22 protein-coding genes and 1 other RNA gene are annotated in these 25,526 nt (G+C 53.9%); 13 read left to right on the top strand and 10 right to left on the bottom strand.

From position 1 onward, the window contains the following. Positions 1–3: 3 nt before the first annotated feature. From fahA to rph, 10 genes are all read left to right on the top strand, one after another. Positions 4–1,323 (top strand): fumarylacetoacetase, encoded by a 1,320-nt coding sequence (gene fahA, locus IPM50_06850; GenBank protein QQS34279.1) that lies wholly within the window; start codon positions 4–6, stop codon positions 1,321–1,323. 133 nt (positions 1,324–1,456) lie between these two features. After that, positions 1,457–2,305, top strand: a complete 849-nt coding sequence (gene fdhD, locus IPM50_06845; protein QQS34477.1) for a formate dehydrogenase accessory sulfurtransferase FdhD — start codon at positions 1,457–1,459, stop codon at positions 2,303–2,305. Between the two features lie 9 nt (positions 2,306–2,314). After that, the gene (locus IPM50_06840) at positions 2,315–4,597 is read left to right on the top strand and encodes an FdhF/YdeP family oxidoreductase (GenBank protein QQS34278.1); all 2,283 of its coding nucleotides are present in this window, start codon (positions 2,315–2,317) and stop codon (positions 4,595–4,597) included. A 6-nt stretch (positions 4,598–4,603) separates the two neighbouring features. After that, a complete protein-coding gene (locus IPM50_06835) occupies positions 4,604–5,362 on the top strand; it encodes a glycosyltransferase family 25 protein (protein QQS34277.1) in 759 nt (252 codons plus the stop codon). 44 nt (positions 5,363–5,406) lie between these two features. After that, entirely contained in the window at positions 5,407–6,810 is a 1,404-nt protein-coding gene (locus tag IPM50_06830) for an amidophosphoribosyltransferase (protein ID QQS34276.1), read from the top strand. A 146-nt stretch (positions 6,811–6,956) separates the two neighbouring features. Beyond that, positions 6,957–7,577 (top strand): methyltransferase domain-containing protein, encoded by a 621-nt coding sequence (locus IPM50_06825; protein QQS34476.1) that lies wholly within the window; start codon positions 6,957–6,959, stop codon positions 7,575–7,577. A gap of 105 nt (positions 7,578–7,682) precedes the next feature. Beyond that, positions 7,683–8,056, top strand: a transfer-messenger RNA (tmRNA) gene (gene ssrA / locus IPM50_06820). 62 nt (positions 8,057–8,118) lie between these two features. Beyond that, on the top strand, positions 8,119–9,303 hold the full coding sequence (locus tag IPM50_06815; protein ID QQS34275.1) for a hypothetical protein: 1,185 nt from the start codon (positions 8,119–8,121) through the stop codon (positions 9,301–9,303). A gap of 75 nt (positions 9,304–9,378) precedes the next feature. Further along, complete coding sequence (locus IPM50_06810; GenBank protein QQS34274.1) at positions 9,379–10,275, top strand: glutamate racemase; 897 nt, start codon at positions 9,379–9,381, stop codon at positions 10,273–10,275. A gap of 64 nt (positions 10,276–10,339) precedes the next feature. Beyond that, positions 10,340–11,062 (top strand): ribonuclease PH, encoded by a 723-nt coding sequence (rph, locus tag IPM50_06805; protein QQS34273.1) that lies wholly within the window; start codon positions 10,340–10,342, stop codon positions 11,060–11,062. Positions 11,063–11,065: 3 nt separating this feature from the next. Here rph and IPM50_06800 read toward each other — a convergent pair whose 3' ends face one another. Then, on the bottom strand, positions 11,066–12,583 hold the full coding sequence (locus IPM50_06800) for a D-aminoacylase (GenBank protein ID QQS34272.1): 1,518 nt from the start codon (positions 12,581–12,583) through the stop codon (positions 11,066–11,068). A 74-nt stretch (positions 12,584–12,657) separates the two neighbouring features. Between IPM50_06800 and fabG the strand changes: the two genes are divergently transcribed. From fabG to trmB, 3 genes are read left to right on the top strand one after another with little or no spacing between them, the layout of a single operon-like run. Then, positions 12,658–13,413, top strand: coding sequence for a 3-oxoacyl-[acyl-carrier-protein] reductase (fabG, locus tag IPM50_06795; GenBank protein QQS34271.1), 756 nt, complete (start codon positions 12,658–12,660; stop codon positions 13,411–13,413). A gap of 18 nt (positions 13,414–13,431) precedes the next feature. Further along, positions 13,432–14,202: a rhomboid family intramembrane serine protease gene (locus tag IPM50_06790; protein ID QQS34270.1), complete on the top strand. Its 771-nt coding sequence runs from the start codon at positions 13,432–13,434 to the stop codon at positions 14,200–14,202. A 9-nt stretch (positions 14,203–14,211) separates the two neighbouring features. Further along, the gene (trmB, locus tag IPM50_06785) at positions 14,212–14,835 is read left to right on the top strand and encodes a tRNA (guanosine(46)-N7)-methyltransferase TrmB (protein QQS34269.1); all 624 of its coding nucleotides are present in this window, start codon (positions 14,212–14,214) and stop codon (positions 14,833–14,835) included. A 58-nt stretch (positions 14,836–14,893) separates the two neighbouring features. On the opposite strand, the gene IPM50_06780 is transcribed toward trmB, so the two are convergent. From IPM50_06780 to IPM50_06740, 9 genes are all read right to left on the bottom strand, one after another. Next, complete coding sequence (locus IPM50_06780; GenBank protein QQS34268.1) at positions 14,894–16,027, bottom strand: hypothetical protein; 1,134 nt, start codon at positions 16,025–16,027, stop codon at positions 14,894–14,896. A 50-nt stretch (positions 16,028–16,077) separates the two neighbouring features. After that, positions 16,078–16,569 carry a peptide deformylase gene (gene def / locus IPM50_06775; protein QQS34267.1) on the bottom strand — a complete coding sequence of 164 codons (492 nt, stop codon included), beginning with the start codon at positions 16,567–16,569 and terminating at the stop codon, positions 16,078–16,080. Between the two features lie 264 nt (positions 16,570–16,833). Continuing rightward, positions 16,834–18,333 (bottom strand): hypothetical protein, encoded by a 1,500-nt coding sequence (locus IPM50_06770; GenBank protein QQS34266.1) that lies wholly within the window; start codon positions 18,331–18,333, stop codon positions 16,834–16,836. A gap of 4 nt (positions 18,334–18,337) precedes the next feature. Next, on the bottom strand, positions 18,338–19,705 hold the full coding sequence (locus IPM50_06765; protein ID QQS34265.1) for an FAD-dependent oxidoreductase: 1,368 nt from the start codon (positions 19,703–19,705) through the stop codon (positions 18,338–18,340). After that, entirely contained in the window at positions 19,702–21,177 is a 1,476-nt protein-coding gene (locus IPM50_06760; protein ID QQS34264.1) for a hypothetical protein, read from the bottom strand. Before IPM50_06760 ends, IPM50_06765 begins: the two co-directional genes overlap by 4 nt. Positions 21,178–21,243: 66 nt before the next feature. Continuing rightward, positions 21,244–22,239 (bottom strand): polysaccharide deacetylase family protein, encoded by a 996-nt coding sequence (locus tag IPM50_06755; GenBank protein ID QQS34263.1) that lies wholly within the window; start codon positions 22,237–22,239, stop codon positions 21,244–21,246. A 14-nt stretch (positions 22,240–22,253) separates the two neighbouring features. Further along, complete coding sequence (locus IPM50_06750; protein QQS34262.1) at positions 22,254–23,684, bottom strand: NAD(P)/FAD-dependent oxidoreductase; 1,431 nt, start codon at positions 23,682–23,684, stop codon at positions 22,254–22,256. Positions 23,685–23,741: 57 nt separating this feature from the next. Next, positions 23,742–24,395 (bottom strand): N-acetyltransferase, encoded by a 654-nt coding sequence (locus IPM50_06745; GenBank protein ID QQS34261.1) that lies wholly within the window; start codon positions 24,393–24,395, stop codon positions 23,742–23,744. 87 nt (positions 24,396–24,482) lie between these two features. Beyond that, positions 24,483–25,481, bottom strand: a complete 999-nt coding sequence (locus tag IPM50_06740; protein QQS34260.1) for a Gfo/Idh/MocA family oxidoreductase — start codon at positions 25,479–25,481, stop codon at positions 24,483–24,485. Positions 25,482–25,526: the final 45 nt, after the last annotated feature.

Genomic DNA, 25,526 nt, shown 5'->3' with positions numbered 1-25,526 from the left:
ACTATGTACCAAGTTAATGAAACACACGACCCGCAGCTTCAAAGCTGGGTCGAATCCGCCAACTTGCCCGAAACGGACTTTCCGATCCAGAACCTGCCGTTCTGTATATTCGCGAGCCCTAAAAATGCTGACATGCCGCGTGTCGGGATCCCGATCGGTGACAAGGTCATCGACCTGTGGGGCTGTTACGGCAGCGGGTTGATCGACTCGGAAACCAGGGAGGCCGCCGCGGCCGGCTCCGAGAGCTCGCTGAATAAACTGGCCGGCGAGAGGAAATCTTATACCGCCCTGCGTCGACGTCTTTCGCATCTGCTTTCGATCGAAGCCTCAGACGCCGACCGCAAGATTCTTGCCGAACACATGGTCGAAGCTCCTGAGTGCAGCATGCTTGTCCCTGCGTCGATCGGCGATTACACCGATTTCTACTGCTCCATCTACCACGCGACGAATGTCGGATCCATGTTTCGGCCGGACAATCCATTGATGCCGAATTACAAATATATTCCGATCGGGTATCACGGGCGGGCGTCGTCGATCGTTGTTTCGGGCACGGAGATTCGCCGCCCGCGCGGGCAGAACCGGAGCGATGCCGAAAAGCCGCCGGTGTTTATTCCGTGCAAGAATCTCGATTACGAGATGGAGCTCGGGTTCTTTGTCGGCAAGGGGAATGAGCTTGGGGAGCCGATCAACCTCAGCGAAGCCGAGGAGCATATTTTCGGCGTTTGCCTCGTCAATGATTGGTCGGCTCGCGACATTCAGGCATGGGAATACCAGCCGCTCGGGCCGTTTCTTTCAAAAAGTTTTGCGACGACGATCTCGCCGTATGTCGTCACGATGGAGGCACTTGCACCGTTTCGCACGCCGGCGTTCGAACGCGGGCCCGACGACCCGCAGCCGCTCGATTATCTGAGCGACGAGCAGAATCAGAAGCTTGGCGGGCTAGATATCAATCTTGAGGTTTATATCCAGACGGAGTTGATGCGTGCCGAGGGCATCGAGCCGTTTATGATCTCGCGATCGAACACAAAGGACCTTTATTGGACGATCGGCCAGATGCTCACGCACCACGCCTCGAACGGGTGTAATTTGAATGCCGGCGATCTGATGGCGTCGGGAACCGTCAGCGGAAAAGAGAAAAACGAACGCGGATGTCTGCTGGAATTGACATGGCGCGGCAGTGAGCCGATCGATCTGCCCTCAGGCGAGCAGCGCCGATTTCTGGAAGATGGCGACGAAGTCATAATGAAAGGCTATTGCGAACGCGACGGTTTCCGCCGCATCGGTTTGGGCGAATGTCGCGGACGAATTCTGCCGGCGGATTAGGAGGTTTTTAACGCAGAGACCTCAAAGATCGCATAGAGGTGAATATCTAATTCCCGTTTCTCTGCGTCCCCTGCGGTTTCTCCGTTTAATTTCTTTCGTCTGCTAGAATTCAATTGTGAAAGTAGCACAGGGAATTTCGGAGGCCAGTGTAGCGGTTCGTGCGGCGGATGGGCGTGAATTTCGCGATCAGCTTGCTGTCGAGGAGCCGCTTGAGATCCGCTTAGGATTTCGCGACGGCAAGCATCGGGCGATCTCGATAACTATGCGAACGCCGGGCGACGACGCCGAGCTCGCCGCAGGATTTCTCTTCACTGAAGGCATCATTAAGACTCCCAAACAGATCAAACAGATCCGCCATTGCGGGCTGAGAATCGGCAAAAAGAACGGGACACTCGATCGTGCTGCTGCTTTGAATTCCAATACCATCCGCGTAGATCTTGCCGAAGATTCTTCAGTCGATCTTAAGAAGCTTGAAAGGCATTTCTACACCACATCAAGCTGCGGCGTCTGCGGAAAATCTTCGATCGACGCACTGCGGTCTGAAGCTAAACGCATCATTAAGAACGGTTTGAGGGTTGCGGGCGAGGTTGTTAGTTCGTTGCCGGAGAGACTGCGTGCGATGCAATCCGTTTTTGAACAGACCGGCGGACTGCACGCGTCAGCTCTGTTTGATCCGGAGGGCGAACTTGACATTCTCCGCGAGGACGTCGGCCGCCACAATGCACTGGACAAAGTTATCGGGCGAAAATTCCTTGACGGTGATCTGCCGCTGAGCGACAGCGTTCTACTTGTTAGCGGCCGTGCGAGTTTTGAGCTTGTACAGAAAGCCCTGATGGCGGGAATTCCCATGATGGCAGCCGTAGGAGCGCCTTCTTCGCTTGCCGTTGAACTTGCACGTGAATACCACATGACGCTGATCGGTTTTGTCCGCGATGGTAGATTTAACGTGTATTGCGGCGAGGAGCGGTTGCTGTTCAAATAACGATACGGAATGACGCCGAACGACGAGAAATTACAGATAACACCGCCGCCCGAGACCTCAGCGGGTATTCACGCCGTAACGAACGCACTTCGTCACGTTTACGGCAAGATGGGCGTTATCCGCGGCACTCGCGGCCTTTTGAAACTTAATCAAAAAGGCGGTATCGACTGCCAATCATGTGCATGGCCAGATCCCGAACACCGCACCATAAACGAATTCTGCGAGAACGGGGCAAAGGCTCTGTCAGACGAGGCGACGACCGCAAAGATCGGCCGCGAGTTCTTTGCCGAGCATTCCATCGAGGATCTGAAAGCGAAAAGCGATTTCTGGCTCAATAAACAGGGGCGCTTGATCGAGCCGCTGATCCGGCATAAAGGCGGTTCGCATTATGAGCCGATCTCGTGGGAAGATGCGATCACTTTGATCGCTGAGAAATTGAATTCACTCCCATCGCCCGATGAAACGGTCTTCTACACATCGGGCAGAACGTCGAATGAGGCGGCATTTCTTTATCAGCTTTTCGTTCGGCAATACGGCACGAACAATCTGCCGGATTGTTCGAACATGTGTCACGAATCGACGAGTGTAGCTCTTGCGGAATCGATCGGCCTAGGCAAAGCAACGATACGCCTTGAGGATTTCGAAAAAACCGACCTCGTCATCGTCATCGGCCAAAATCCGGGAACGAACGCACCGCGGATGCTCTCATCGCTTGCGGCTGCAAAAAAGGCCGGTGCGAAAATGATCGCAATTAATCCTCTGCCTGAGGTAGGACTGACCAGCTTTGTCGACCCAAATCCGCAGCACGGAAATCCGTTCAATCTGCTCGGTTTTCGCCCCGCAAAGCTCGCCGATCTGCATCTTCCGGTTCGAATAGGCGGCGACATGGCGGTGTTGAAAGGACTGATGAAGATCATGCTCGAACGCGAGCGTGCGGTGCCGGGAAGCGTTTTCGATCATCAATTCATCGCGGAGCATACCTGCGGATATAACGAAGTTGTCGCGTCGCTTGATGCTGTAACTTGGGACGATATTGTCAATGGCTCGGGCTTAGCGCGTGAGCAGGTCGCCGAGGCCGCCGAAATGATCATCGCCGCTGATTCATTCATCACCTGCTGGGCGATGGGCGTAACGCAGCACACGGCGGCGGTCGCAACGATACAAGATATCGTAAATCTCCATCTGCTCCGCGGTGCGATCGGCCGGCCGGGTGCGGGGCTGTGTCCCGTTCGCGGACATTCCAATGTGCAGGGAGACCGCACGATGGGCATTTGGGAAAAGATGACACCGGTATTTCGCGAGAATCTCGAACGCGAATTCAATTTTAAGACGCCCGAACGCGACGGATACAATACGGTCGAAGCTATCGCGGCAATGCGAGAAGGCAATGCAAAGATATTTTTCGCCATGGGCGGGAACTTTGCTGCGGCATCGCCTGATACTCAGGCTGTTGAAAGTGCTTTACAAAACTGTGATCTGACCGTTCAGGTCATTACAAAGATGAACCGCACGGCATTGGCTCCCGGCAAGATATCGCTGATCTTGCCGTGTCTTGGACGAAGCGAGGTCGATGAGCAAGCAGGACGAGAGCAATTCGTTTCCACCGAGAGCACAATGCTCAACGTGCAGATGTCAAAGGGCGTATTCGAGCCCGCGTCGAGGCAGCTTCGCAGCGAGGTGTGGATAATTTGTCGGCTCGCAAAAGCCACGCTCGGTGAGCGAAGCGGCGTCGATTGGGATGCGTTCGCGGCCAATTACGACCTTATTCGCAACGCGATCGAACGCGTTCTGCCGGGGTTTGAGAATTATAACGAGCGCATCAGAATGCCGGGCGGATTTTATCTGCCGAATCCGCCGCGAGAACGTAAATTCCCCACGTCTTCCGAAAAGGCTTTATTCAAGGCATCGAGCCTCGAGTATCCGGAATTTCCCGCAGGCCGTCTTCTGATGACAACGATACGTTCGCACGATCAGTTCAATACAACGATCTACGGCCTCGATGACCGCTACCGCGGCATCGACGGCGGCAGAACGGTCATATTCATGAATGAAAGCGATATCGCTGAGCTCGGTCTTGCAAAGGGGGCCAAGGTCGATATCACAAGTTACTGGGATGACGGCGAACGCCACGTCAAAGGGTTTACTGTCGTGGAATATGCGATCCCACGAGGTTGTGTGGCCGCCTACTTTCCCGAGGCTAATCCGCTCGTCCCACTCGGCAGTCACGCGAAGCGGAGCTTTACTCCGACGTCGAAATGCATCATCGTTTCGATCGCGCCGTCAAAACAGTAATAGACAATGCTTTTTCCCGCACTGCGAGAATTCCACGACGCCGTTTATGTGCTCACCATCGAGAGAGCGATCGACCGGCAGCAGAATGTGATCGAACAGCTCGGCGAAGGCAATTTCGAGTTCGTCTTCGGCGTTGACAAACGCGATGTAACAAAAGAGGACTTGTTGGCAAAAGGCATCTATGACGAAGAAAAGGCGATCGAAACGGACCGCAGCGGGCGTGCGATGACCGTAGGGCATATATGCTGTTCTCTTGGCCACCGCATGATCTACGAGCGGTTCCTGGATTCCGATGCGAAACGTTGTCTCGTTTTCGAGGACGACGTTGTCGTGAACCATGTGTCCGACGAAGACGTTTCCTCAATTGTGAACAACGCGCCGCCGGATGCAGAGTTCATTTATTGGGGCTGGGACGCGGGCGGTTTGCGGCCTGCGTTCGGTGCCGTAAAGCAAGCTGTCTATCACCTTTCCCATTCGTTCGGTTTTCTGAAATACAACCATACGATGATCCGGAATCTGTATGACCGGCCGTATAACGAGCATTTTCATGTTTCCGGCAAGCACTTGCTCGGCCACGCATATACCATTACGCGGCCCGCCGCGGAGGCTCTGATCAAATGGAACACGCCGATCATCCTGAATGCTGATAACGCCTTGATGTATGCCGTAATGAACGGCGACGTCCGGGCTTACGTATCCCGAACAAAACTTTTCGACCAGCGAAGCGCCAGCAGTTCCGACCCGATGCAGACGCTGACCGCGTGAACTGAATTCGATTGCGTTCCGATGATTTGATAATCTCAAAGCAAATGGCGGAAATTCTCTGCGACAAATTGAAGGAAGAATGCGGCATCTTCGGCATCTTCGGCCACGACGAAGCCTCAACGCTGACGCAGCTTGGGCTTTTCGCGATACAACACCGTGGTCAGGAAGCGTGCGGCATTGTCTCCGCTGATGGCCCTGATCTAATACAGCAGCGTGGTGTCGGCCTGATCACCGACGTTCTGAACCCGGCCGTGTTGCAGAAGCTGCCGGGAAATGCGGCGATAGGGCACACCCGCTATTCGACCGCTGGCAGAAATACCATCAAAGAGGTCCAGCCTTTTTCCGTCAGTTGTCAGCACGGCCGCATCGCGGTCTGTCACAACGGCAATCTGCCGTTTGCCGAGGAACGCCGCCGCGAGCTCGAAAGCACCGGTGCGATCTTTTCTTCGACGTCCGATACTGAGACCATACTTCACGACATTGCACGCACTCCTGCCCGCGACGTCATCGAAGCGATAACGAAGGTTCTGCGTAAGACGGAAGGTGCTTTCTCGCTACTTTTTCTCACCCCGCATTCTCTGATCGCGGTTCGCGATCCTCGCGGATTTCGACCGCTCGTAATGGGCAAGTATAACGACGCATACTGCTTCGCCAGCGAGACCTGTTCATTTGACCTGATCGACGCCGAATACATCCGTGAGGTCGAGCCCGGCGAGATGATCGTTGTTGACGACAAGGGCATTCATTCGTCCAAGCCTTTCGAACAAACGCAGCCCGCGGTTTGCGCGTTCGAGCATGTTTATTTTTCGCGGCCGGATTCGATAATCTTCGGGCGTTCGGTCAACGAATCTCGGCACAAGATGGGCAAACGGCTTGCCGAAGAGCATCCCGTCGAGGCAGATCTGGTCGTTCCGGTGCCTGACAGCGGCGTCGCAGCGGCGATCGGATATGCGCGCTGGTCGGGAATAAATTTTCGACAGGCCATCATTCGCAATCACTACGTCGGCCGCACCTTTATAGAGCCGACGCAAAACATCCGCTCATTCGGTGTTCGCCTGAAACTGAATCCGATAAAGGACCTGATCCGCGGCCAACGGATCGTACTTGTTGACGATTCGATCGTTCGCGGAACCACGTCGAAAAAGATCGTTCAAATGGTGCGCGAAGCCGGTGCGGCAGAAGTTCACATGCGAATATCGTGTCCGCCGACAACGCATTCGTGCTATTACGGCGTCGATACGCCGGACCGCGAACAGCTCATCGCCGCTGGAATGTCTGTCGAAGAGATACGTGATTTCATCGGTGCCGACAGCCTCGGCTATCTTTCGATCGAAGGAATGCTCGACGCGATCGGGCTTGACCCAGAGACGACGTGTAACGCTTGCTGGAGCGGCCGTTATCCTATTGAGATACCTTCTGATAGGGCGGCCTCGGCAACGAAAAAATAGCGAATAGGGTGTACAGCAAACCGACCATTTCAAAAAGCCGAGCTGACCGTGCGTTGGAGCGGCAGCTTGCTTATCAAACCGAAAAAGCCGAAAAGACACGCGGTAAGGAGGATCAGCTCGTTCGCGGAACCGCGTTGAAATCGTTGATGTTCCGCCAGCGGATCGAGCCGATACGGCCTTGGAATTCAGATGATCGCGTTCTTGAGGTCGGCAGCGGAGCACACGGCCTTGTTTTCGGTTTCGACAAAGGCTTTTGCATCGGCGTCGATCCGCTGGCTGCAGAATATCGCCGTCTTTTTCCAAAACTGCAAACCCTATCGCAAACCGTTGGAGCCATTGGCGAGGAGTTGCCCTTCGACGATGCCGCTTTCGATGTAGTGATAAGCGACAACGTCATCGATCACGCCGCCGATCCGTTTGCAATAATTGACGAGCTTATTCGGGTGCTAAAGCCCGGTGGCCTTCTGTATTTCACCGTCAACATCCATCATCCTTTTTACGACAAAGCCTCGCGATTTTACGGCGGTTTGCGAAATATCGGCTTACCGTTCGAGGTCAGTCCTTTTGCCGACCACACCGTCCATTTGACGGAACAAGCGATCACGAGCGTTTTTGCAAAGTTGCCTTTGGAGATAGTTCAGTCGAGTTCAAACGCGGCCGGCCCGCGTGCCGCTCAACGTACTTCTCGTAAACTCGATCCTGACAGTCTGTTGAAAAAGATGTTCTTCAAGAACGCCATCTATGAGGTCATTGCATTTAAGCGGTAGATCGCTGAAGAACTCTCCATACATCCGTTTTCTTTCCTTTTACATCTCAATCCTGTAAACTGACCTTCCTCGGAAGCCGCCCGTTAACGCAGGTGGTTCTGACATGGGGGCGACAGGCTTCGACAGGGGCTTGTATAGATCTTTGAGTGCACGTCGGGCTTTTTGTAGGTGAGCCCGTTAACAAAACTTGCAAAACACAAATGCTAATCAAGAATTAGCCCTCGCTGCCTAGTTAACTCTAGCTCCAGCGATGTCTCACGGGAAGTCAGCCTGATGCGACCCGCCGAGGCATAACTCAGTTCAGGCTCGTGTCACGCCTCCACCTGCGGCGTGACATTAAAGTTAGCCGGGTTAGCCTTTGAAGAGGTCTTGTCGGTTCATCTGCTCTTCTCAGGCGAAACTTAAGTGAACCGACTAAACGTGTAGATCTCACTGGTCGCAACCTTTGGATGCGGGTTCGATTCCCGCCGCCTCCACCAATCTCTTTTCATTTCAAGCTCCTTTTGCAGGTTTCGATCTATCTTAGATAATCATCTAGGAGATGAGAGCTGCGCACATTGCTGTTTTCGTTCTGGTCATAGCCGCCGGTCAATCGCTTGCGCAGGCAAATAAGGCCTCAGTAGAACCGCTTTTCGAATTTCTAAGAAAGCACGCGGCATTCACGCAGGAGGAGCTATCCGGCCTTGAGGACGGGAAGCCTGTGATCCGAGTGCTTCCCGAAAGGGACAAACGTGAAACCTCAGTGATCGGAATAGTTCGGGTCTCGCCGCGTACGGGGCTTGATCTCGCCGGCTTTCGAGAGAGCATAGGGCAGCGTGCCAACCCTTCGAGGTCGGGCGGCGGTCCGATCAGCGTTCCGCCGCAAGTAGCAGACCTTGAAATCTTTCGGCTCGACGATAAGGATATCGATGATCTAAGGAACTGCATGCCCGGCAAATGCGGAGTAAAGCTTTCGCCGCAGATGATCAAGGCTCTGTCAGAAGATCCGGCATTTGCCTCAGCAAATTCTGGTGACATCGCGGGGGCGTACAAGCAGATGATCATCGACTATGTGGCGGGATACATTGCCCGCGGCGATAAAGCACTCATCGACTACGATGCGCCGCGCAAGCCCGTGCGTCTGGTCGATGAATACTCCGCCATCTACGGCATGCCCAACTTGCCCGACTTCTTGACACCTGAATTTGGGAAATATCTCCGCACGTATCCGGAAAAGCTGGAGGGTGTCGAGGATAGATTTGACTGGGCTGTGGTTGAGACAGGTTTGCGGCCCATCTTTTCGGTCACGCACAGCTCTGCATACACGAAGGGGACAACTGACGGCGATGTTTTTATGCTGGCGACGAAACAGATCTACGCCAGTCACTACATAGACGCCACGCTCGCGGTTTTCACTTTGGTGATCTCTAATAGCAGCGAAAAGCCGACGGGGTATCTTATCTTTTCCAATACGTCCCGTTCGACCGCACTCGCAGGCGTTTTCGGTGGAGTAGTTCACATGGTCGCCGAAGGACAGGCTGACGAACGTGTCAGGGAATTACTAGTCCGCGCAAAGGCAAGACTCGAGGCAAAGACTCCGCTCGGAGAACGACCGAGTGTTGATGACAGCCCCGGATCTGATATGCCATTGTTCGATAAACTTGCGGAAAACTGGACGGTAACGGTGATCGCTGCCTTGCTCGTAGCGGCTGCTGCTTATTTTCTACTGCTGCGTAGACGCAGTTGACGAAAAGGGTTTCTTGATCGGACCTTTTTTGAATTCCTGCCTCCGGATTGTATTCTCAATTGTCGACCTTTGCATATGAAAAATGCCGTCAGCGAAAGCCATTCTGAGATCGATCCGTCACGGCCGATAGGAATATTCGATTCAGGTGTTGGAGGACTGACCGTATATCGTGCCCTGCACGACCGCCTGCCGAATGAACGGTTCATCTATCTGGGCGACACAGCACGTGTTCCATACGGGACAAAGTCGCTTGCCACGGTCGAGCGTTATGCTCTCGAAAATTCAGAGTTTCTGGCATCACTCGGTATCAAGATGCTCGTTGTCGCGTGCAACACCGCCTCGGCCCTGGCCTTGCCGAGTATTCGGGAAAAGATCGGCCTTGATGTCGTCGGCGTGATCGGACCCGGCGGACGAAGGGCCGTCGATGTGACGGCAGCTGAGCCCTCGCCGCGTATCGGCGTCATTGCGACCGAGGCCACCGTTTCAAGTAACGCTTATAAAGAAGCGATCCGCCGAGCGTCGGCACACGCCGAAATACTGCAAGCCGGCTGTCCGCTTTTTGTTCCGCTTGCAGAAGAGGGATGGACCCACGAGCCGGAAACCTATTCGATAGCCCGACGGTATCTTGCTGATATGAAAGAGTTTGCACCGCATGCACTGGTGCTCGGTTGTACGCATTATCCGATCCTTTGCGATGTGATCGCGGAAACCATCGGTGAGAGTGTTAAACTCATAGATTCTGGCATTGCGACGGCCGACGAGGTCGCCAACCTTCTTCGGGAAAAAGAAATTGAAAACCCGAGCACAATTGCCGGCGAGCGACAGCTTTGCGATGACCTCGATCATTTTTACGTTACCGACGCCGCGGAAAGATTTGCCCGCGTCGCGGAAAGATTCTTAGGCGTCCAGCCTTCGAAGCTCGAGGCGATCGAAGTTTACGGAGCGGACGAACTCGTTAATGGTGAATCGTAAATAGTAAATAGAAAGACTGCATTTCGTTAACTGTTTACCATTCATGATTCTCGATCCACGAATTATGACTTATTCAAGACAAGACAACCGCGCATTTGACCAACTGCGAAATACAAAGATCACGCCGAACATCTCGCCGTATGCCGAAGGTTCGGCATTGATCGAGGTCGGCGGCACCAAGGTCATCTGCACAGCTTCGGTTGAAGACCGCGTTCCGCTATTTATTCGAAACACAGGCAGCGGTTGGGTCACCGCGGAATACGCGATGCTCCCGCGTGCCACCAACACGAGAACGCAACGTGAGACCCAGCGAGGCCCGTCGGGGCGAACGCAGGAGATCCAACGACTGATCGGCCGCAGCCTGCGTGCGGTCGTCGACCTAAAATTACTCGGCGAACGCCAGATCTATCTCGACTGCGATGTTATTCAGGCAGACGGCGGCACGCGTTGCGCGTCGATCACAGGTGCTTATGTCGCTCTCGCCTTGGCTTGCCGAAAGCTGGTCCGCACGAATGTTCTTCGCGTAAACCCAATTATTAGCGAAGTTGCGGCGGTCAGCGTCGGCATCATCGAAGGAACTGCGATCCTCGACCTCGCATACGTTGAAGACTCGGCGGCTGAGGTCGATATGAATGTGGTCTGTACGGGAAGCGGGAAGTTCATCGAACTGCAGGGAACCGCCGAACGCGAGCCGTTCACGCGGGAGCAGATGGACGAAATGGTCCTGCTCGCTGAAAAAGGGATCGCCGAGCTTTTCGAGAAGCAGCGTCGTGTTCTTGCCGATTGACCATTAACGTCGGCGAAGGATCGTTCCCGGAAGTGCGCCCGTCACTTTCTCGCCGTCCCATACCAGTTCGCCGTTCACGAAAACCTTTTCGATGCCTTCGGAGAAAAGCTGCGGTTCGGCAAACGTCGCGCGGTCGATGACGGTTTTTGGATCGAACAGCACCAGGTCCGCTGCCATGCCTTTTTTGATCAGTCCACGGTCTTTAAGGCCAAGCCTCGCCGCAGGCATTGCCGAGGATTTCCGAACTGCTTCCTCGATTGACAGCCATTTCTTCTCTCGTGCGAGCAATCCTAAAACGCGGGGAAATGTCCCTGTTCCTCTTGGATGGCGTCCGCCGATGCCTCCGTCGCTCGACGCCATTACCCATGGCGTTTGGTAAAAGGTCCTGACGTCCTCTTCGTTCATGCCGAATCCGACCACGCCGGCACCGCCGGCCTTGACGATCTCTATGTAGGTTTCGACCGTTGACTTGCCGGCGATATCAGCCGCTTCTGCGAGTGTCTTTCCTTCGTATGCAGGAAACGCACGGCAGCTCGTGATCAGTACCTTGCCGGCGCCGCCGATGGCATCGATGCCTTTCTGCACTTCGGCGGTGTCTTCGTGTTTTCGGCTTGGAACCAAGACCGTGATCGTCGAAGCCCACGCAATGTAAGGGTATGCATCGGCAGTAATATCTAGGCCGCTTTTCCGTGCCTCGTTGATGAGGGCGACAGCTTCGGCCGACTTGCCCCAGACGCTCTTGTTGCCCATCTTGATGTGTGAGATCTGGACAGGTATCCTCGCTTCGCGGCCGATGCGTATCGCTTCGCGTATAGCGTTCATCACGCCTTCCTCCTCGTCGCGGAGATGGGTCATATAGATCCCGCCATGTTTGGCCGCGGTGCGGGACAATGCGATCAGCTCTTCGGTGGTCGCAGAAAATCCGGCGTCATATTCCAGTCCGCTCGAAAGCCCCAATGAGCCTTCCTTCATCGCTTGTTCAAGAAGAGCCGACATTTGTTCGATCTCAGCTTTGGTTGCCGGCCGCGCAAGGTCGTTCTTCATCACCTGCGTCCGTAGCGTTCCGTGGCCGATGAACGCACCGACATTTACCGCCGTTCGTCCCGCAAGTTGTTGAAAGTAGGCATTTAGCGGCCAAGGGCTGCCGCCGTCGGGCCCGACAATTATGGTCGTGATGCCTTGTGAGATCTGGTTCGCCGCGGTGGCCTCTGTCAGAAGCCCGCCCTCTGAATGATTGTGAATGTCAATGAACCCCGGTGCGAGAATAAGCCCCGCCGCATCAATGACCCGGTCGCTTTTGTCCGGTTTGATCCTGCCGATCTTGATCACCTTGCCATTAGCGATCCTCACATCCCCGACGTAACCTGACCGTCCGGTGCCGTCGATCACTGTTGCACCCCTTATCAGTGTGTTGACCGACTGTCCGATGACCGTTTGCGCGAAACAAACTGCTGAAATTACTGCGAAAAGAAGGGCCTTCATGTTGGCAAGATGATACGCAATTCCGAGCGGGCGGTTCAAATCACAGTTGCGTGCTTTTGACGCACTGCATCTCGGAATCTAGAATCGAAGGTTCAAGCAAAGGAGAAAATTGCGTGAATACATACGACCTTAATGGCAGATCTGCAATAGTTACCGGCGGAACACGCGGCATAGGAAAGGCGATCGTATTGCAGCTCGCAAAAAGCGGGTGCAACGTTGCTTTCAACTATTCGAAGAGTGCAGAAGAGGCTGAGACACTAGAAAGTGAAGTTACGTCGCTCGGTGTCAGAGCTTTTTCCGCACAATGTGATGTCGCGAACACAGAGGCGTCAGCAGAATTCGTTAAGCAGGCAGTTGCGGAGTTTGGCACGGTTGACTTCCTCGTCAATAACGCCGGAATCACTCGTGATCAGCTTATTATGCGGATGAAGGAGGAGGATTGGGACGCCGTCATCGACACAAACCTGAAAGGTGCGTGGAACTTTTCCAAGGCCGTCCTGCGTCCGATGATGAAGAATGAGAGTGGTGGATCCATAGTGAACATCTCATCAATTTCCGGGGTTGTCGGCATGCTCGGCCAGTCGAATTATTCGGCATCAAAGGCCGGCATGATCGGTCTGACAAAAGCTCTCGCTAAAGAGGTTGCTAGCCGTAATATTGCCGTGAACGCGTTGGCACTCGGCCTCGTCGAAACCGAGATGGCGTCAGAAATGAATGCCGAATATCGCGAGAAGATACTTGCACAGATCCCGCTCGGCCGGCTGGGAAATGTCGACGAGGTAGCTTCGATCGTTTGTTTTATGTTGTCCGATGCGGCCCGCTATATCACCGGTCAGGTGATACAGGCCGACGGCGGCCTTGCAATGTAGGCGGAATGTGGAGAAACGATGTCCCTTGAGTACAGGAAGGACGAGCCCGAAGAACCCAATGAGGAAGTCTATCAGGAGGAGAATTATCAACCGCCTCCTGAGGTGATACCTTTTCCTGTTTACACGACCATTCTTGTCGGCTGCGTTCTCTTTGTAGCAGCGATACAGTTTGGAACCGGTATCGAAGAAGGTGCGTTGGCTGCGGGGTTTGTCAAGCCGGCCGTCACACAATACGGTGAGTATTGGCGATTCCTAACGGGTGCGACCGTTCACGGAGGGCTTGCCCACATCGCTTTCAATTCGTTTGCCTTTTTCAGTTTCGGCAGGCTTTGCGAATATCTGTCCGACAGGGCTCATGTTCCCATTATTTTTCTGCTGTCGGTGATAGGCGGCAGCGTTGTGAGCTATATTTTCGCCCCCGAGGGATTCTCGGTCGGAGCATCCGGCGGCATCCTCGGCCTCGTATCGTATTTGTTGGTCTATTCGTTCAAACGAAGACAGTTCGTCTCCCCTGAATTTCGCAAAAATCTGATCTTCAATGTTGGCTTCATTCTGGTTTTTGGACTATTGCTCTACCAGTTCATCGACAACTACGGTCATATCGGCGGCCTATTGACGGGCGCGGTGTATGCCTTGATCCAGGTACCGTCCGATTCTCACCAGGACCCGCGCGTTGCCGGCGGGCCGGTCAAAGCGATCGGGTTTGGGGCATTAGTTCTCTTCATTCTGGTTTGCGCGTTCAGCGTATATCGAATTCTCACCTTCTCTAGAATGTCTGAGCTTTTCTAGAGTTATCAAATGGCTAGAATAAGGGTACATCAGCATGTTAATCCGCTCGCGCCGTTCTTTCGTCGTGAATCAGAGCCTATTGATCTCTCTGAAGTATTCTCTGATCCTGCTAAGCCTCTACATCTTGATGTTGGCTGTGCACGCGGCAGGTTTCTACTGAAAATGGCTGAAGCGGTCCCGGAATTCAATTATTTGGGCGTCGAGATACGGCATCAGCTCGTCGATGAGGCGAATCGGCTCGCGATCGAGGCGGGCATGGGAAATCTTCGTTACGAATTCTGCAATGCGATGCTCTGGATAGGAAGGCTTTTGGAAAAGCTGCCTGACGGCATGCTTCAGACGGTCATGATCCAGTTTCCTGACCCTTGGTTCAAGAAAAAACACGCGAAGCGGCGTATGGTCACGCCCGATCTGGTAAACACCATCGAAGAGCATCTAGCCGTCGGCGGACGCCTGTTCATTCAAACAGATATTGAGTTTCTTGCTGAAGAGATGTTCGAATTGTTTCGAATGCGCACCGCATTCAAAGAGATACCCATCGTCGAGAGCCCCTTCCCGGTGAAAACCGAACGCGAGATCGCCGTAGAGAGCAAGGGCCTGCCTGTCTACAGAGCTTTATGGGAACGGGTTTGACCGAAAAAAAGCCGGCGGCTTGGAAGGCCGCCGGCAATTGGTCTAATGAACCGGGCTCTTACCAGTTCACTTCGATCTCGTAATCATCGGAACCGCCTCTCGAATCATTTATTTGAATGATGGCGGTAAATCCATTTGCACGCGAAGGCTGCTGCAAAATGCTGACGCTGCCGCGTCCGCTGCGTCTGTTCACCCGCACCGTGCCGTTGCGTGCGGCCAGATAGCCTTCGACATTTCCCATGGCGTTCATGGTGTAGTTGCCCGAAACGACCTCGTCCCAAATGTCAGTCCCTGATATGTGGATATTTACGCGGTCATCGACCCGTCCTCGCCATGTCGCACGGCCGGGGCTGTAAACAGGGTTCGCCGCAGACTGCTGCCAGGTGATCTCAAGCCGGTAGTTTGCGGCACCGCCCTGCGGATCGTTGATGTCAATTGCGGCCCTGAAATTGTTGAACCGGGTTGGCTGTTCGACCACAAAGGCTGAGCCTCTGCCGTTCACCACGCGAACGTTGATCATCGTGTCGCGTCGCGGCAGTGTCCCCTGCCACTGGACTGAACCTTGGGAGGCACCGTTTCCTGAGAGGTTCTCGATCCAGGTTCTGTTGCCTTGGACGTAGAGACGAGCTCGGTCGTCGACACGGCCATTCCACGTTACGGATCCGGTTGTCATGCCGCCGCCGGGGAAGCCCCCGCCGCCGCCCGGCCATCCGCCTCCACCACCACCGCCGCCGGGATTTCCGACCTCGAAATCATACCGACGCGGTGTGCCGCTGTAGCCGTCCATATAGCCTTGGAAAAAATACGGCCTCACAATGAAAGTGACGTCGCCCTGACGAGACTCGGGTGCATTCGTTCTGCCCAACTGCCGGTCACTGAAGCCGATGTTGTAGCCGGAATCGTAAGCCGAACGCTGTTCAGGGGTCCACCTTCCCCAAGTCGGTATGGTCGCGTAGCCGGCCCTATAACCGTCTCGGTAAAAGCTCTCGTATTGCCGCTCGAATTTATTGCGATAACGCTGATAGTCATTCGAACGTCTGGCCTGAGCGTCGTTGGCCCCATCTTGGTAGCCTTCATCGTAATATCCGCATCTGATTGGCGAATTTGTTGTCCTGTCGCATTGTCCGTATGCTTCGGAGCTTGCTCCGACAAATAGGAATAAAACTAATGTGATCAAACTAAGGGTTTTCATACTTTCCTCCTCGTGCGTACTCTGAGTGAGTTTATCTATACATCGGCGTTCTAACGCCAACGTTTTTCTTTTAGGAATCTCTTTATGACCATTTCACGTCTCAATTTAGGCAATCGGTCAATGAAGAGTTTTCCGTCGCAGTGATCGGTTTCATGTAGGAAGCAGCGGGCGGCGTAGCCTTCGGCTTCTGCCTCAAACCATTTGCCGTTCACGTCTTGGGCCTTCAGTCGGGCCTTCATAGGCCTTTCGACAACGGCGGGAACCTTGCCGACCGAAAGGCAGCCCTCGTGACCGGACTGCAATCCTTCAGATGAAACGATCTCAGGATTAGCTGCAATCAATTTGATGCCTTCGCAGTCCATGACAAAGAGCCGTTTACTGATCCCGATCTGAGGTGCGGCGAGTCCAACGCCCTCGGCATCGTACATGGTTGCGAACATTTCGTCGCACAACGCCGCCAAACTTTCGTCAAATTCAGTGATCGGCTCCCCTATTTTCGCCAGTACGGGTTCCGGATATTCTGTGATATTCCTGATCGTCATTACCTGGGAATAACGCCCCGCCGGGCCACGCGCCGAAACCCGCTTTTAGCGTTAAAGCCTTTTTCTTCGCGCATCTGGCAGTTCCAGCAGATGATACTTTCGGAATTAGTTGGTGAGACGATCTCGTTGTAATGGGTGGTTTCATGGTCGCACATCGAACACTTTGCGACCGGCCGCTGCAGAATATTGGGATTTGTAAACACGCTTGTTTCCACGACGCTTATATATTAAGGCGTTGCCGACAGCATAATCAAACCGGCAATGTTACCGCCTACTGATCAGCCTTACCCTTGAGGATCCGGCGAACTGCTCCTCAGCCTCTACTACGAAATGTGTGCTTATGAAATTCTCAAGGATCTCACAGTTGAATGTTAGCGTTCCATGTGCACACCAGCCGTCGCTAACCAGCCAAAACCGGTCGGCTTGAGGCCATCGGTTAAAACCACTTTCAACCTGAGCATCGTCGCGAAAGACACTCAACTTCGGGTTCCATGAGGTAAGCTCATTGATCTGCGGCAAAGCGTCGAGATGATTGATGCCGTGATAATAGTTGCGAAATGGATAGATAGCATCCGCATGGACGATCATCACAGGCTGGCCGGCCTCTTCATTGTTTGCTACATATTCCGCCATCCTCCTAAAATCGCCCGGTTTTGCCATGCTGCGATGTTCATAGGAAATAAAAGCTATGTTAGATACCAAGACAAACAGAAGCCACGCCGTGATGACCGCGCGATGACGGAAGATTCGCAGAGCCGAGAACTGTATGACGGCTAACGGGAGTATGAGCCCCATCATATGCCTGGCCTGCAAGGGCTGAACTCCTACGAAGGTGATCGCCGCCGCGAAGAAAACTACCTGAACAGCTACGAAGGTAACAAGAAAGCGGTCTTCCAGGATCCGATCTTTTGCTGCCTTTGCCGCAATCAAAGTGCCGAATCCTAACACTATCAGCCTGCCGAGCCACACTTTTAGCCATTCGGGTTCTATCCATTCAACAGTCACGAACAGCACCAAAACTCGCCTATAGATCTCCTTTGCAAGCTCGAGAGCGGTAAACTCAAAATCCGTGTGCCCGCTGACTATGACCGCTTGCCTGACCACCACCAATGCCATGGGGATGAAGAACAAGCCGACAACTGCCATCCCAAAGATATATCTTTTTAATGCTTCCCATTTCTCGCAAGCCGCAAGTGCGGCCGCGCCGGCAGCGAGTTGGAACCCTAGATAATACTGCGTATGGAGAGCCGTGAGTGCGAGACACAAGAACACGACCCGTGCCGATCTCGACGCTTCTTCTTTAAGGTAGCCGTCGTAAAGACAAACAAGCATCCCCGCGGAAAGGGCGGTGATGAATGTATAAAGCCGAATGTCCAATGTCGCCCAGAAAACGAGTTGATGAACAGAGAAAGCCGCAGCAATGATCAACGGATCGACGCCCCGAACATATCTCTTACCGGCCTCGGCCGCCAGCCAAATTGAGATCGGATAGAAAAGCAGTGAAAATGTTCGAGCAAAGAAGATCGAAAGATCGATGCGTCGCCAAAGGCTCAAGAGGGCAAAATATAGTGGGGCCTGCTGTTCAAATTCGATCGCCTGTTTGATCGCGTACAAGAAACCCCTCGAGGTAGTTTCCAGAGTGAACGCTTCGTCAAAACGAATGTCCATTATCCAGCCCAAAATGCCTGCCGGAGCGGTCGCGGCGACTATGAGCAACAACAGCAATTTGTAGCGGATCGGGTTCTGTTCGGCGTCGGATCTCACTATTTCAGATATTTCCGGCGATAATATTATTCATAGCAAGCAGCTCTTTGGTCTTTTTTCGGGTCCTTCCGAAAACGTCTTCCATGAATATATGAGCGAACTCGCCGTTGCGTCCTATGCTGATCAGATTCTCAACGCCGGTTGATCGCTCAAACCTTTGGCGGGCTTCCTCGTACTCATTCAGAAAGACCGGGTATGAGATCGGCGTTCTAAGGACATTGTGGCCCAGGTAAAGTTCCCGGATGTTTGGGATCAGTTCCTCCATTCCGTCGAGGCTGAGTTCGACCAATTCTTCTTCGCTCATTTCCCACAGCGGATCTGATTTTTCGCATCCGATATCTACGGTAATGATGGTTTTGCCTTCAGGTGCGAGCCACGGCATGGACAGTGTCGCTTCAGTCAGGCGAAAGAACGGAAATTTCGTTTCAGGGAGCCACATCACCGTATCGGGCAAATGTCCCCGACCCTTAAGTTTCAGGTTCACGAATATCATCGGTCTGAACCTAAAGTTCGAAACTTCGCGGAGTGCGTCGGTACCGGTAACGAGTTTTGCCAGTATATTGGCGGGTGCGGTACTTATCACCGCCGAGACGGGGAATTCCGTATCGCCCGATCTGACCGAAACGGCACGCCCGTTTTCTACCTTGACCTCGCTGATCGGCGTTTTCAGTCTTATCGAACCTTCGAGCCCCTCAGCAAGTTTCGAGCAGATCTCTGAAACGCCATTCTTCGGATAGACATGGTAAACGCCGGCATTCTCCGGAAGATCACGGCTGTAGCCGCATCCGACCGCCCGGTTCGTGAATTTCGCGGCGGCCTTAAGGTATAGAGTTCTGAAAATGCTGCCCGGAAGGCTGTCGCCGACGGCAGGCGACAATTTGTCCGCATCGGCCCCTGACCATGCTTCGATCAGCGGCAGAGCGATCTCTTCGGCCAGAGCTTTTCCATACCTTCGTGAAAACCACTCCGCCGCATTTTTGTCCGCACCGTTCGCCCCGCCGAGTTTTGATCGCAATCCGGACACAGCCATTCGCGGTACGGAGATCAGACCGAAAGGATACGAATAGCTCTTTCCGCCTAGCCAGACACGTTCGCCATAGCTCTTAACTGTCAGGCACTCGCTGCCGATGCCGACCTCGTCCGCTAAACGGTTAGTTATGAAATGAGCACCGAAGTCATAGCTGAAGCCTTCATCGTCCTTGAAACTGACCGCCAGGCCTGCCAGCTTATTTGCCGCTTCGAACAAAATGAACGGCCGGCCGGCATCGTGCAGTGTTCGAGCGGCGGTCAGCCCTGCCAGCCCGCCGCCGATTATCGCGACAGGCAGATCTTCCGTAGCTTCGATCCGTTTAAGAGGTGGCTTGTTGGTCATTGTCTTTCTCCTGCTATTCGGCCGCCGCGGCGTGCGTATATGGTGTAGCCTTCGGGGTCTTGCGAAATGGGAGCTTCTTCAAAGTGCATTGCTATCCAATCGGGGACGGGCGGCCGATCGCATTCTACCACCAGCAATTCCGTCCCGGACATGTCCAACTTCTCTTGTGCCAAACCGACCAGCTTTTCGCGGATCGGATTCGGGTCGAAATGGCTGTCGAAAAGCAGGATCGTGGGCGGTCTTCGCCGGGTCAGCATATAGATGTTCGGCGTATTTCCCCAGACGATGATGGTCTCATCCTCGCGGAGCATGCTGTTGATGACGGCTGTTGTCTCATCCGCTTTGTTCAGCGTCTTGATGACGGGAACGTGTTCTCCCGCAAGCACGGCCCGATGATCGGCGATCTGTGTAAGGGCCAGTATCAGCGAAACAACAGCTACTGACGCATATGCCGAAAACTGAAGGACACGATTCTCAAATTTCAGCAATGAGCCGATGCCCCATGCTATCGTGATGATGAAAGCCGGGAGCCAAAGCTGGTAATAATGAACTGAAAATCTGCCGGGCAAGGCTATTGCAACCCAGGCCGAGCAGACATAAAGAACCGCAATGATCCACCTCTTTCTGTCCGCGAAAAATAGGGGCATCGACAGCAAGGCAGCAAAGATCGCGAGCGGCCCGATGACGTCAACGAAAAGCTCAGCTTTGCCGTAGAGGGGTGCCAGGATGTTCTCGATCATGCCGCCTGCATAATGGCGGTTGTAAACTATCACCGCATCATAGAAAAGTTCTCCTCGGCCGGTTAACCCGAAATACCCGAAGGTGATCAGCCAGCCTGCGATCCCAATCGAGGCAACGACTGCGATATCCCAAAATGCCCTGGCCTTTTCAGTTGATCTAATGACGTGGCCGGCCGCAAAAGCCGCGGCGACAACGACGACGACCGGCTTGAACATCGTAGCGGCGAAGAGCAGCAAGCCCGCGATAAATGCACGTCTAACGCCGATCGTTCTTTCACCGCTGAACATTGCGAAGAACGCGAACACAATGCAGACGTTCATCAACGCCTCGGTATTCGGATCACGCATCTCGAGTCCGATCGAGCCCGACACGAGAGCCCAAATTCCTGCGGCTATCAGCCCCGCCGAATCGCCTCCGGGGCCGCGTCGGCAGATCAGGAAAAGCCCGAACATGATCGCCAACGTCGCGAGAAAGTTCATCACAAAGAGCGTCGAGGGGCCGTATCCAAGTGCTGCCTCGAACGCAGCGTATACCATGAACGGTGCCGGCGGTTTGTGGTCCCAAATGTCCGAGTAGAGCCGTTCGCCGTTCAATATTTCGTGGCTCGCAACCGCATATGCCGCCGGATCAACGTTTATCGGCACCGAGGTCATCAGCAGCCTTTCGGTGAGCATAGCAGCACAAAAAAGCAGCAATATGGCTGCTGCTATCGTGAGCGAAGAGGCTGCCATATTCGCCCTAGTTTGGCCAACGCGGCTTGTTGGCAGAACGTTGCTGTCGCGGGTCAACGGATACATCTAAATTGCCTGCCTCCGTATGTCGCTATTTGCTGCTCTTTGCGCATGCACCTCGTTCCCGAGTTTTCTGCACAAGACGGCGGCGGCGTGGGTCCGGATATTCACGACCTCAAAATTTGCTGAATAGACAGAAAGGATGCCGTCAAGGATATCCAGTTTCTCTTGCAGCGGCATATCCATCGCCGGGAAGAATTTCAATTCCGGCACTTCGTCTCCGCACATCAGATCGAGCGGATGCAGCAGCAGCGACGGCTCCGTTCCGGTCAGCCGACACATTGCGAGAGCTGTGCGCCAATAGGCCATCGCGAGCGGCCGCGACAACGAAGCGAGATAAATTACATAGCTTGCGTGGATCGGTGTCTTGATGATCGGAAAGGTTGTGACGGGCAGTTCTGCAAGCGGTAGTCCATTTATGTCGAGAACGTGCGGCTTCAGAGTTTGCAGCCCGTCTCTGAACGTCCCGAATAGCTTTTTCCTCTTTTCCTTCTCCTCATCGCTCATTTGCGGCGAGCGTAGAAAATAGTAGAGCCGTGCGAGTGGGCCGATATATGTAGGCAAGGTCGAACAATCGTATTCGTAACCCCGCTCTGACAAAACTTCCAATACTGTCGGCGACAAGCTGTAGCCCGGCCCGCGAAAACCGACAGGACGCTTGCCCGTGGCTGCGAACAGAGCTTCTTCCGTCTTTTTGAATTCTTCAACGATCTCGTCCCGGGAATAGAGATGCAGCCACGGCTCGTGGTCAAAGGAGTGGTTGCCGATCTCGTGCCCCGCATCGGCAATGGATCGGAGAGCGGCGTGGTTCTTTTCAAGCGATGCATCGCGGCCGACGATGAAGAAGGTGATATTCAGTTCCCGCTCACCGAGAAACTCGACCGCCCGCGGAGCGACAATATCCAAATACGAAGGATAGCTTTCCCAGCCCGCGTCGCCGTGGGTTTTCATATACGACCATTTATTGTCCAGGTCGAGAGATAGGCTTGCTATTCCTTTCATAGTTTCAAACAGGGTCAATCGTTGCCAAAATGCTCTGCAAAAAATCTCTCCGCCAAGCCGACGGTCTCGTTTACGTTCAGCGTGCCGTTAACGATGTGTGACGAATTCACTGCGTAAACCCCTTCGATAGATGTCTGCATCGGAGCTAGGCCTTCGGAATAATTCAGTACGGGCAGCGGGAAGACCTCGCGAACCCGCGATACTCTAAAAGCCAAAACATCCTTCTCGTTGAAATGCGGATACATGCGTCCAAGGCCGTCGAGGAAAAGCCTGCGGATCTCGCCGTCGGACATTTCAAAGATCTCGTCGCCCGGAGCAACGTATTTCGGCAGATAAATAAGCGAATTGCCATCGAACTCACGCTTATCAACAAGAGCGGACATCTCGATCACACCGGTGAACGGAGAGTCGTCGGTTATGTTCGTTACGTAAAACCGTGAGAGCGGGCATTTCATCAGAACCGACGCGCAGACGATGCCCTGATAACGCACCGAACGCATGGACCTGCGTTCGATCTCGTTCAACTGCGGCAGTATTTCGGCCGCTGTTGTGGATGGACAGGTTAGAATGACCGAGTCAAACGTCTCTGCGTCGGCAGCGGAGGGGAGTTCGGTCACATTCGTTTTCGACACTACGGCCATGCCGCCGCCAATCGCGAATACGTTGGAGAGTTTTCCTGTAGATATTCTCAGGGGTTTTACGTCGCGGTGTCTTCGGGCTTCTTTTGTTTTGACTGCGATGGATCTAGGGCCCAGTTTTTCTACCGATTCGATAGGTGAATTCAGCCTGATCTCAACGTCTCGGCGAAGAAGCTCTCGGCTCATTTCGTCCAAAACTCTGGCATAGCCGCCGCGGACGTAGCCGAACTGCTCCTTTTTCATACCCGAACGGCGTGCCGCGTACATTCGCTGGATCGTCGCCCAGATAAACGCGGCCGAGGTCTCTTTATATTCTTCGCCGAGTTTGGCGCGAAGCAGCGGCAGCCAGATCTTTTGAAATGTTTTTCTCCCGCTTAGTTTCGTCAGCCATTCTTCGACCGAGAGCTTTTCAAGAGCTTTCCAATCCTTCACGCGTGAAGCGTAAAAGATCGTCGCGCCCAATCGCAGTTTGCCGATGAGGCCGAGCGGCGGGAATTTCAGGAATTCTGCCGTGTCAGACATCGAATAGAGCTTGCCGTCGGTGTAGAAGCCGGTCTTCGTTTCGACCCAGCGAAGTTCATCGCCGAGCCCTATCTCTTCCAGCAATCGCCGCGTGTGGCTGTCGGATGCGAGCGTGACGTGATAGTGCTTGTCCCAGGTGATATCGCCGATCTCCCAAACCGCTGCGAGGCCGCCAATGCGGTCAGCCGATTCGAATATCGTTACGCGGTGTCCTTGCCCGGCGAGACGCAGTGCCAGCGTCATGCCGAGAAATCCGGAACCTATGATGGCGATATTCTTTGACATAAGAAATTTTCACCACGGAGAACACTGAGATCACAGAGGTGTAATGAATGGTCTTGGTCAGATCGCCAAAGATGCTTGTTGCTCAGCAGTCTCTGTGTCCTCTGCGGCAATGATCCTTTCCGATACCACGCGGTCGGATATCGAATACGCGAGCCCGCATTCGCAGATGAATTCTCCGCTGTCACCGTCTGCGAATTTGTGAAACAAAAGCCCGCATTTGCAGACCGCACCGATAGAGCGGGCAGGCGAACCGAGTACAAGATGAAAATCCGGAACGCTTTTCGTAACGACGGATCCCATGCCGATCATTGCCCAGCGGCCGATCTCCAGATCGTTACCGATAATGCAGCCGGCACCGATGGTTGCACCCTCACGAACAAGCGTTGGGAGTGTGTGTTCGTCGGGTTCGCTGGGACGCAGTGATCTGAGGTCGGGAAACGTCGCACGCGGGAAACGGTCGTTCGTGAAAGTCGTCGATGCCGATATCATCACGCCGTCCTCGATGGTTACGGCCGCACAGATATAGACCATCGCATTGATCTTTACGCGGTTACCGATGCGGACGTCATAGGCGATATATGTCTTTTCGCCGACGATGCATTCATCGCCGATGGCGGCTCCATGGCGAATATGGACGTTATCCCAAACGCTTGTGCCTTCGCCGATGGTCACGCCGTCCTCGATGATCGATGTCGGATGTATCTTTGCCATAAAAACTATCCACCACTGAGAACACATCGAGCAAAGAGCTAATGAAATGACCGGATCATTTCTCCGTGTCCTCTGTGGACCCTGTGATTACTTTGCTGCCGCAGCTTTTTCTATCACTGGCTGCCAGAGGTTTTGCCGCATCGATGCGTACGCGGCCTCGATGACCTGCACGGATGCGAGGGCGTCATCGGGCGTGATATACAGCCCGTCGTTACCGCGGACGGCAGACGCGAAGTTTTCGATCTTGCCTTTGAACGACGCCACCTTGTCATAGCCGCTGCCGAAAACGGTCCAGTCCGGCGATGAATTGAGTTTGTATTTCGATTCGCGCCAGCCAACGTGCAGCGTGCCGTTCGTACCGTAGATGCTGACGAAATTCGGCAGCTCTTTGTTGATGCCCCACGTAAGATCAACGCTCGCAGTGACGCCATTGGACGTCTTGGCGAACATCTTCACGTTCTCATCTACTGAGAGGCCTTGTGTGCCGCCGGCATCGACAGCGAGGACGGATTCGATACCGCCTAGAAAATATCGAATGATGTCAACCGAGTGCGTGCCGTTGTCGATGAGCACACCGCCGCCCGAAACCTCGGCGTTAGAATTCCACCGCCGCGACATATCGACGTTCGCCGTGAACGCATTTTCGAACTGGATCACATCGCCCAGGACGCCGCTTGCCAGAATGCCTTTCGCCTTGACTATGTCTTCGCAATAACGAAATTTAGAAGCCATCGTGAACACAACGCCCGCTCGTTCTGCGGCTTGGGTCATTCGAATTGCATCTGCGATGTTCGTGCAAAGAGGCTTTTCGCAGAGCACGGGAATTCCCGCATCGAGGAAAAAGCACGCGATGTCAGGATGCGTCGCGGGCGGTGTCGCTACGATGACCGCGTCGAGCCCGAGATCAGCGAGCTGCTGATATTCGCCATACGCCTTTCCTCCGACGATCTCTGCCAGTGCCGCCGCGGCGTCGCTTCGGACGTCCGCGACCGCGATAAGCTCGCAGCACTTGCTCTCGTTAAATGCCTGAGCATACGCTTGCGCGATACCGCCGGCTCCGACTAATCCAAATTTCAATTTCGTCATATTCTTCTGCCACAGAGACCACCGAGGAAATGAGTAAAAGATCTT

The organism is Acidobacteriota bacterium (assembly GCA_016700075.1).
Lineage (GTDB): Bacteria > Acidobacteriota > Blastocatellia > Pyrinomonadales > Pyrinomonadaceae > OLB17.
The sequence above is the reverse complement of the archived record's forward strand: the minus strand, read 5'-3'. Positions and strand labels throughout refer to the sequence as shown.

Coding starts and splice junctions, on each gene's coding strand:
- IPM50_06835 (QQS34277.1), top strand. CDS start 4,604: ATGCTTTTTCCCGCACTGCGAGAATTCCACGACGCCGTTTATGTGCTC.
- IPM50_06755 (QQS34263.1), bottom strand. CDS start 22,239: ATGAAAGGAATAGCAAGCCTATCTCTCGACCTGGACAATAAATGGTCG.
- IPM50_06780 (QQS34268.1), bottom strand. CDS start 16,027: ATGAAAACCCTTAGTTTGATCACATTAGTTTTATTCCTATTTGTCGGA.
- def (QQS34267.1), bottom strand. CDS start 16,569: ATGACGATCAGGAATATCACAGAATATCCGGAACCCGTACTGGCGAAA.
- rph (QQS34273.1), top strand. CDS start 10,340: ATGACTTATTCAAGACAAGACAACCGCGCATTTGACCAACTGCGAAAT.
- IPM50_06810 (QQS34274.1), top strand. CDS start 9,379: ATGAAAAATGCCGTCAGCGAAAGCCATTCTGAGATCGATCCGTCACGG.
- IPM50_06840 (QQS34278.1), top strand. CDS start 2,315: ATGACGCCGAACGACGAGAAATTACAGATAACACCGCCGCCCGAGACC.
- fahA (QQS34279.1), top strand. CDS start 4: ATGTACCAAGTTAATGAAACACACGACCCGCAGCTTCAAAGCTGGGTC.
- IPM50_06765 (QQS34265.1), bottom strand. CDS start 19,705: ATGACCAACAAGCCACCTCTTAAACGGATCGAAGCTACGGAAGATCTG.
- IPM50_06825 (QQS34476.1), top strand. CDS start 6,957: ATGTTCCGCCAGCGGATCGAGCCGATACGGCCTTGGAATTCAGATGAT.
- IPM50_06750 (QQS34262.1), bottom strand. CDS start 23,684: ATGTCAAAGAATATCGCCATCATAGGTTCCGGATTTCTCGGCATGACG.
- IPM50_06745 (QQS34261.1), bottom strand. CDS start 24,395: ATGGCAAAGATACATCCGACATCGATCATCGAGGACGGCGTGACCATC.
- IPM50_06815 (QQS34275.1), top strand. CDS start 8,119: ATGAGAGCTGCGCACATTGCTGTTTTCGTTCTGGTCATAGCCGCCGGT.
- IPM50_06740 (QQS34260.1), bottom strand. CDS start 25,481: ATGACGAAATTGAAATTTGGATTAGTCGGAGCCGGCGGTATCGCGCAA.
- IPM50_06790 (QQS34270.1), top strand. CDS start 13,432: ATGTCCCTTGAGTACAGGAAGGACGAGCCCGAAGAACCCAATGAGGAA.
- IPM50_06760 (QQS34264.1), bottom strand. CDS start 21,177: ATGGCAGCCTCTTCGCTCACGATAGCAGCAGCCATATTGCTGCTTTTT.
- IPM50_06830 (QQS34276.1), top strand. CDS start 5,407: ATGGCGGAAATTCTCTGCGACAAATTGAAGGAAGAATGCGGCATCTTC.
- trmB (QQS34269.1), top strand. CDS start 14,212: ATGGCTAGAATAAGGGTACATCAGCATGTTAATCCGCTCGCGCCGTTC.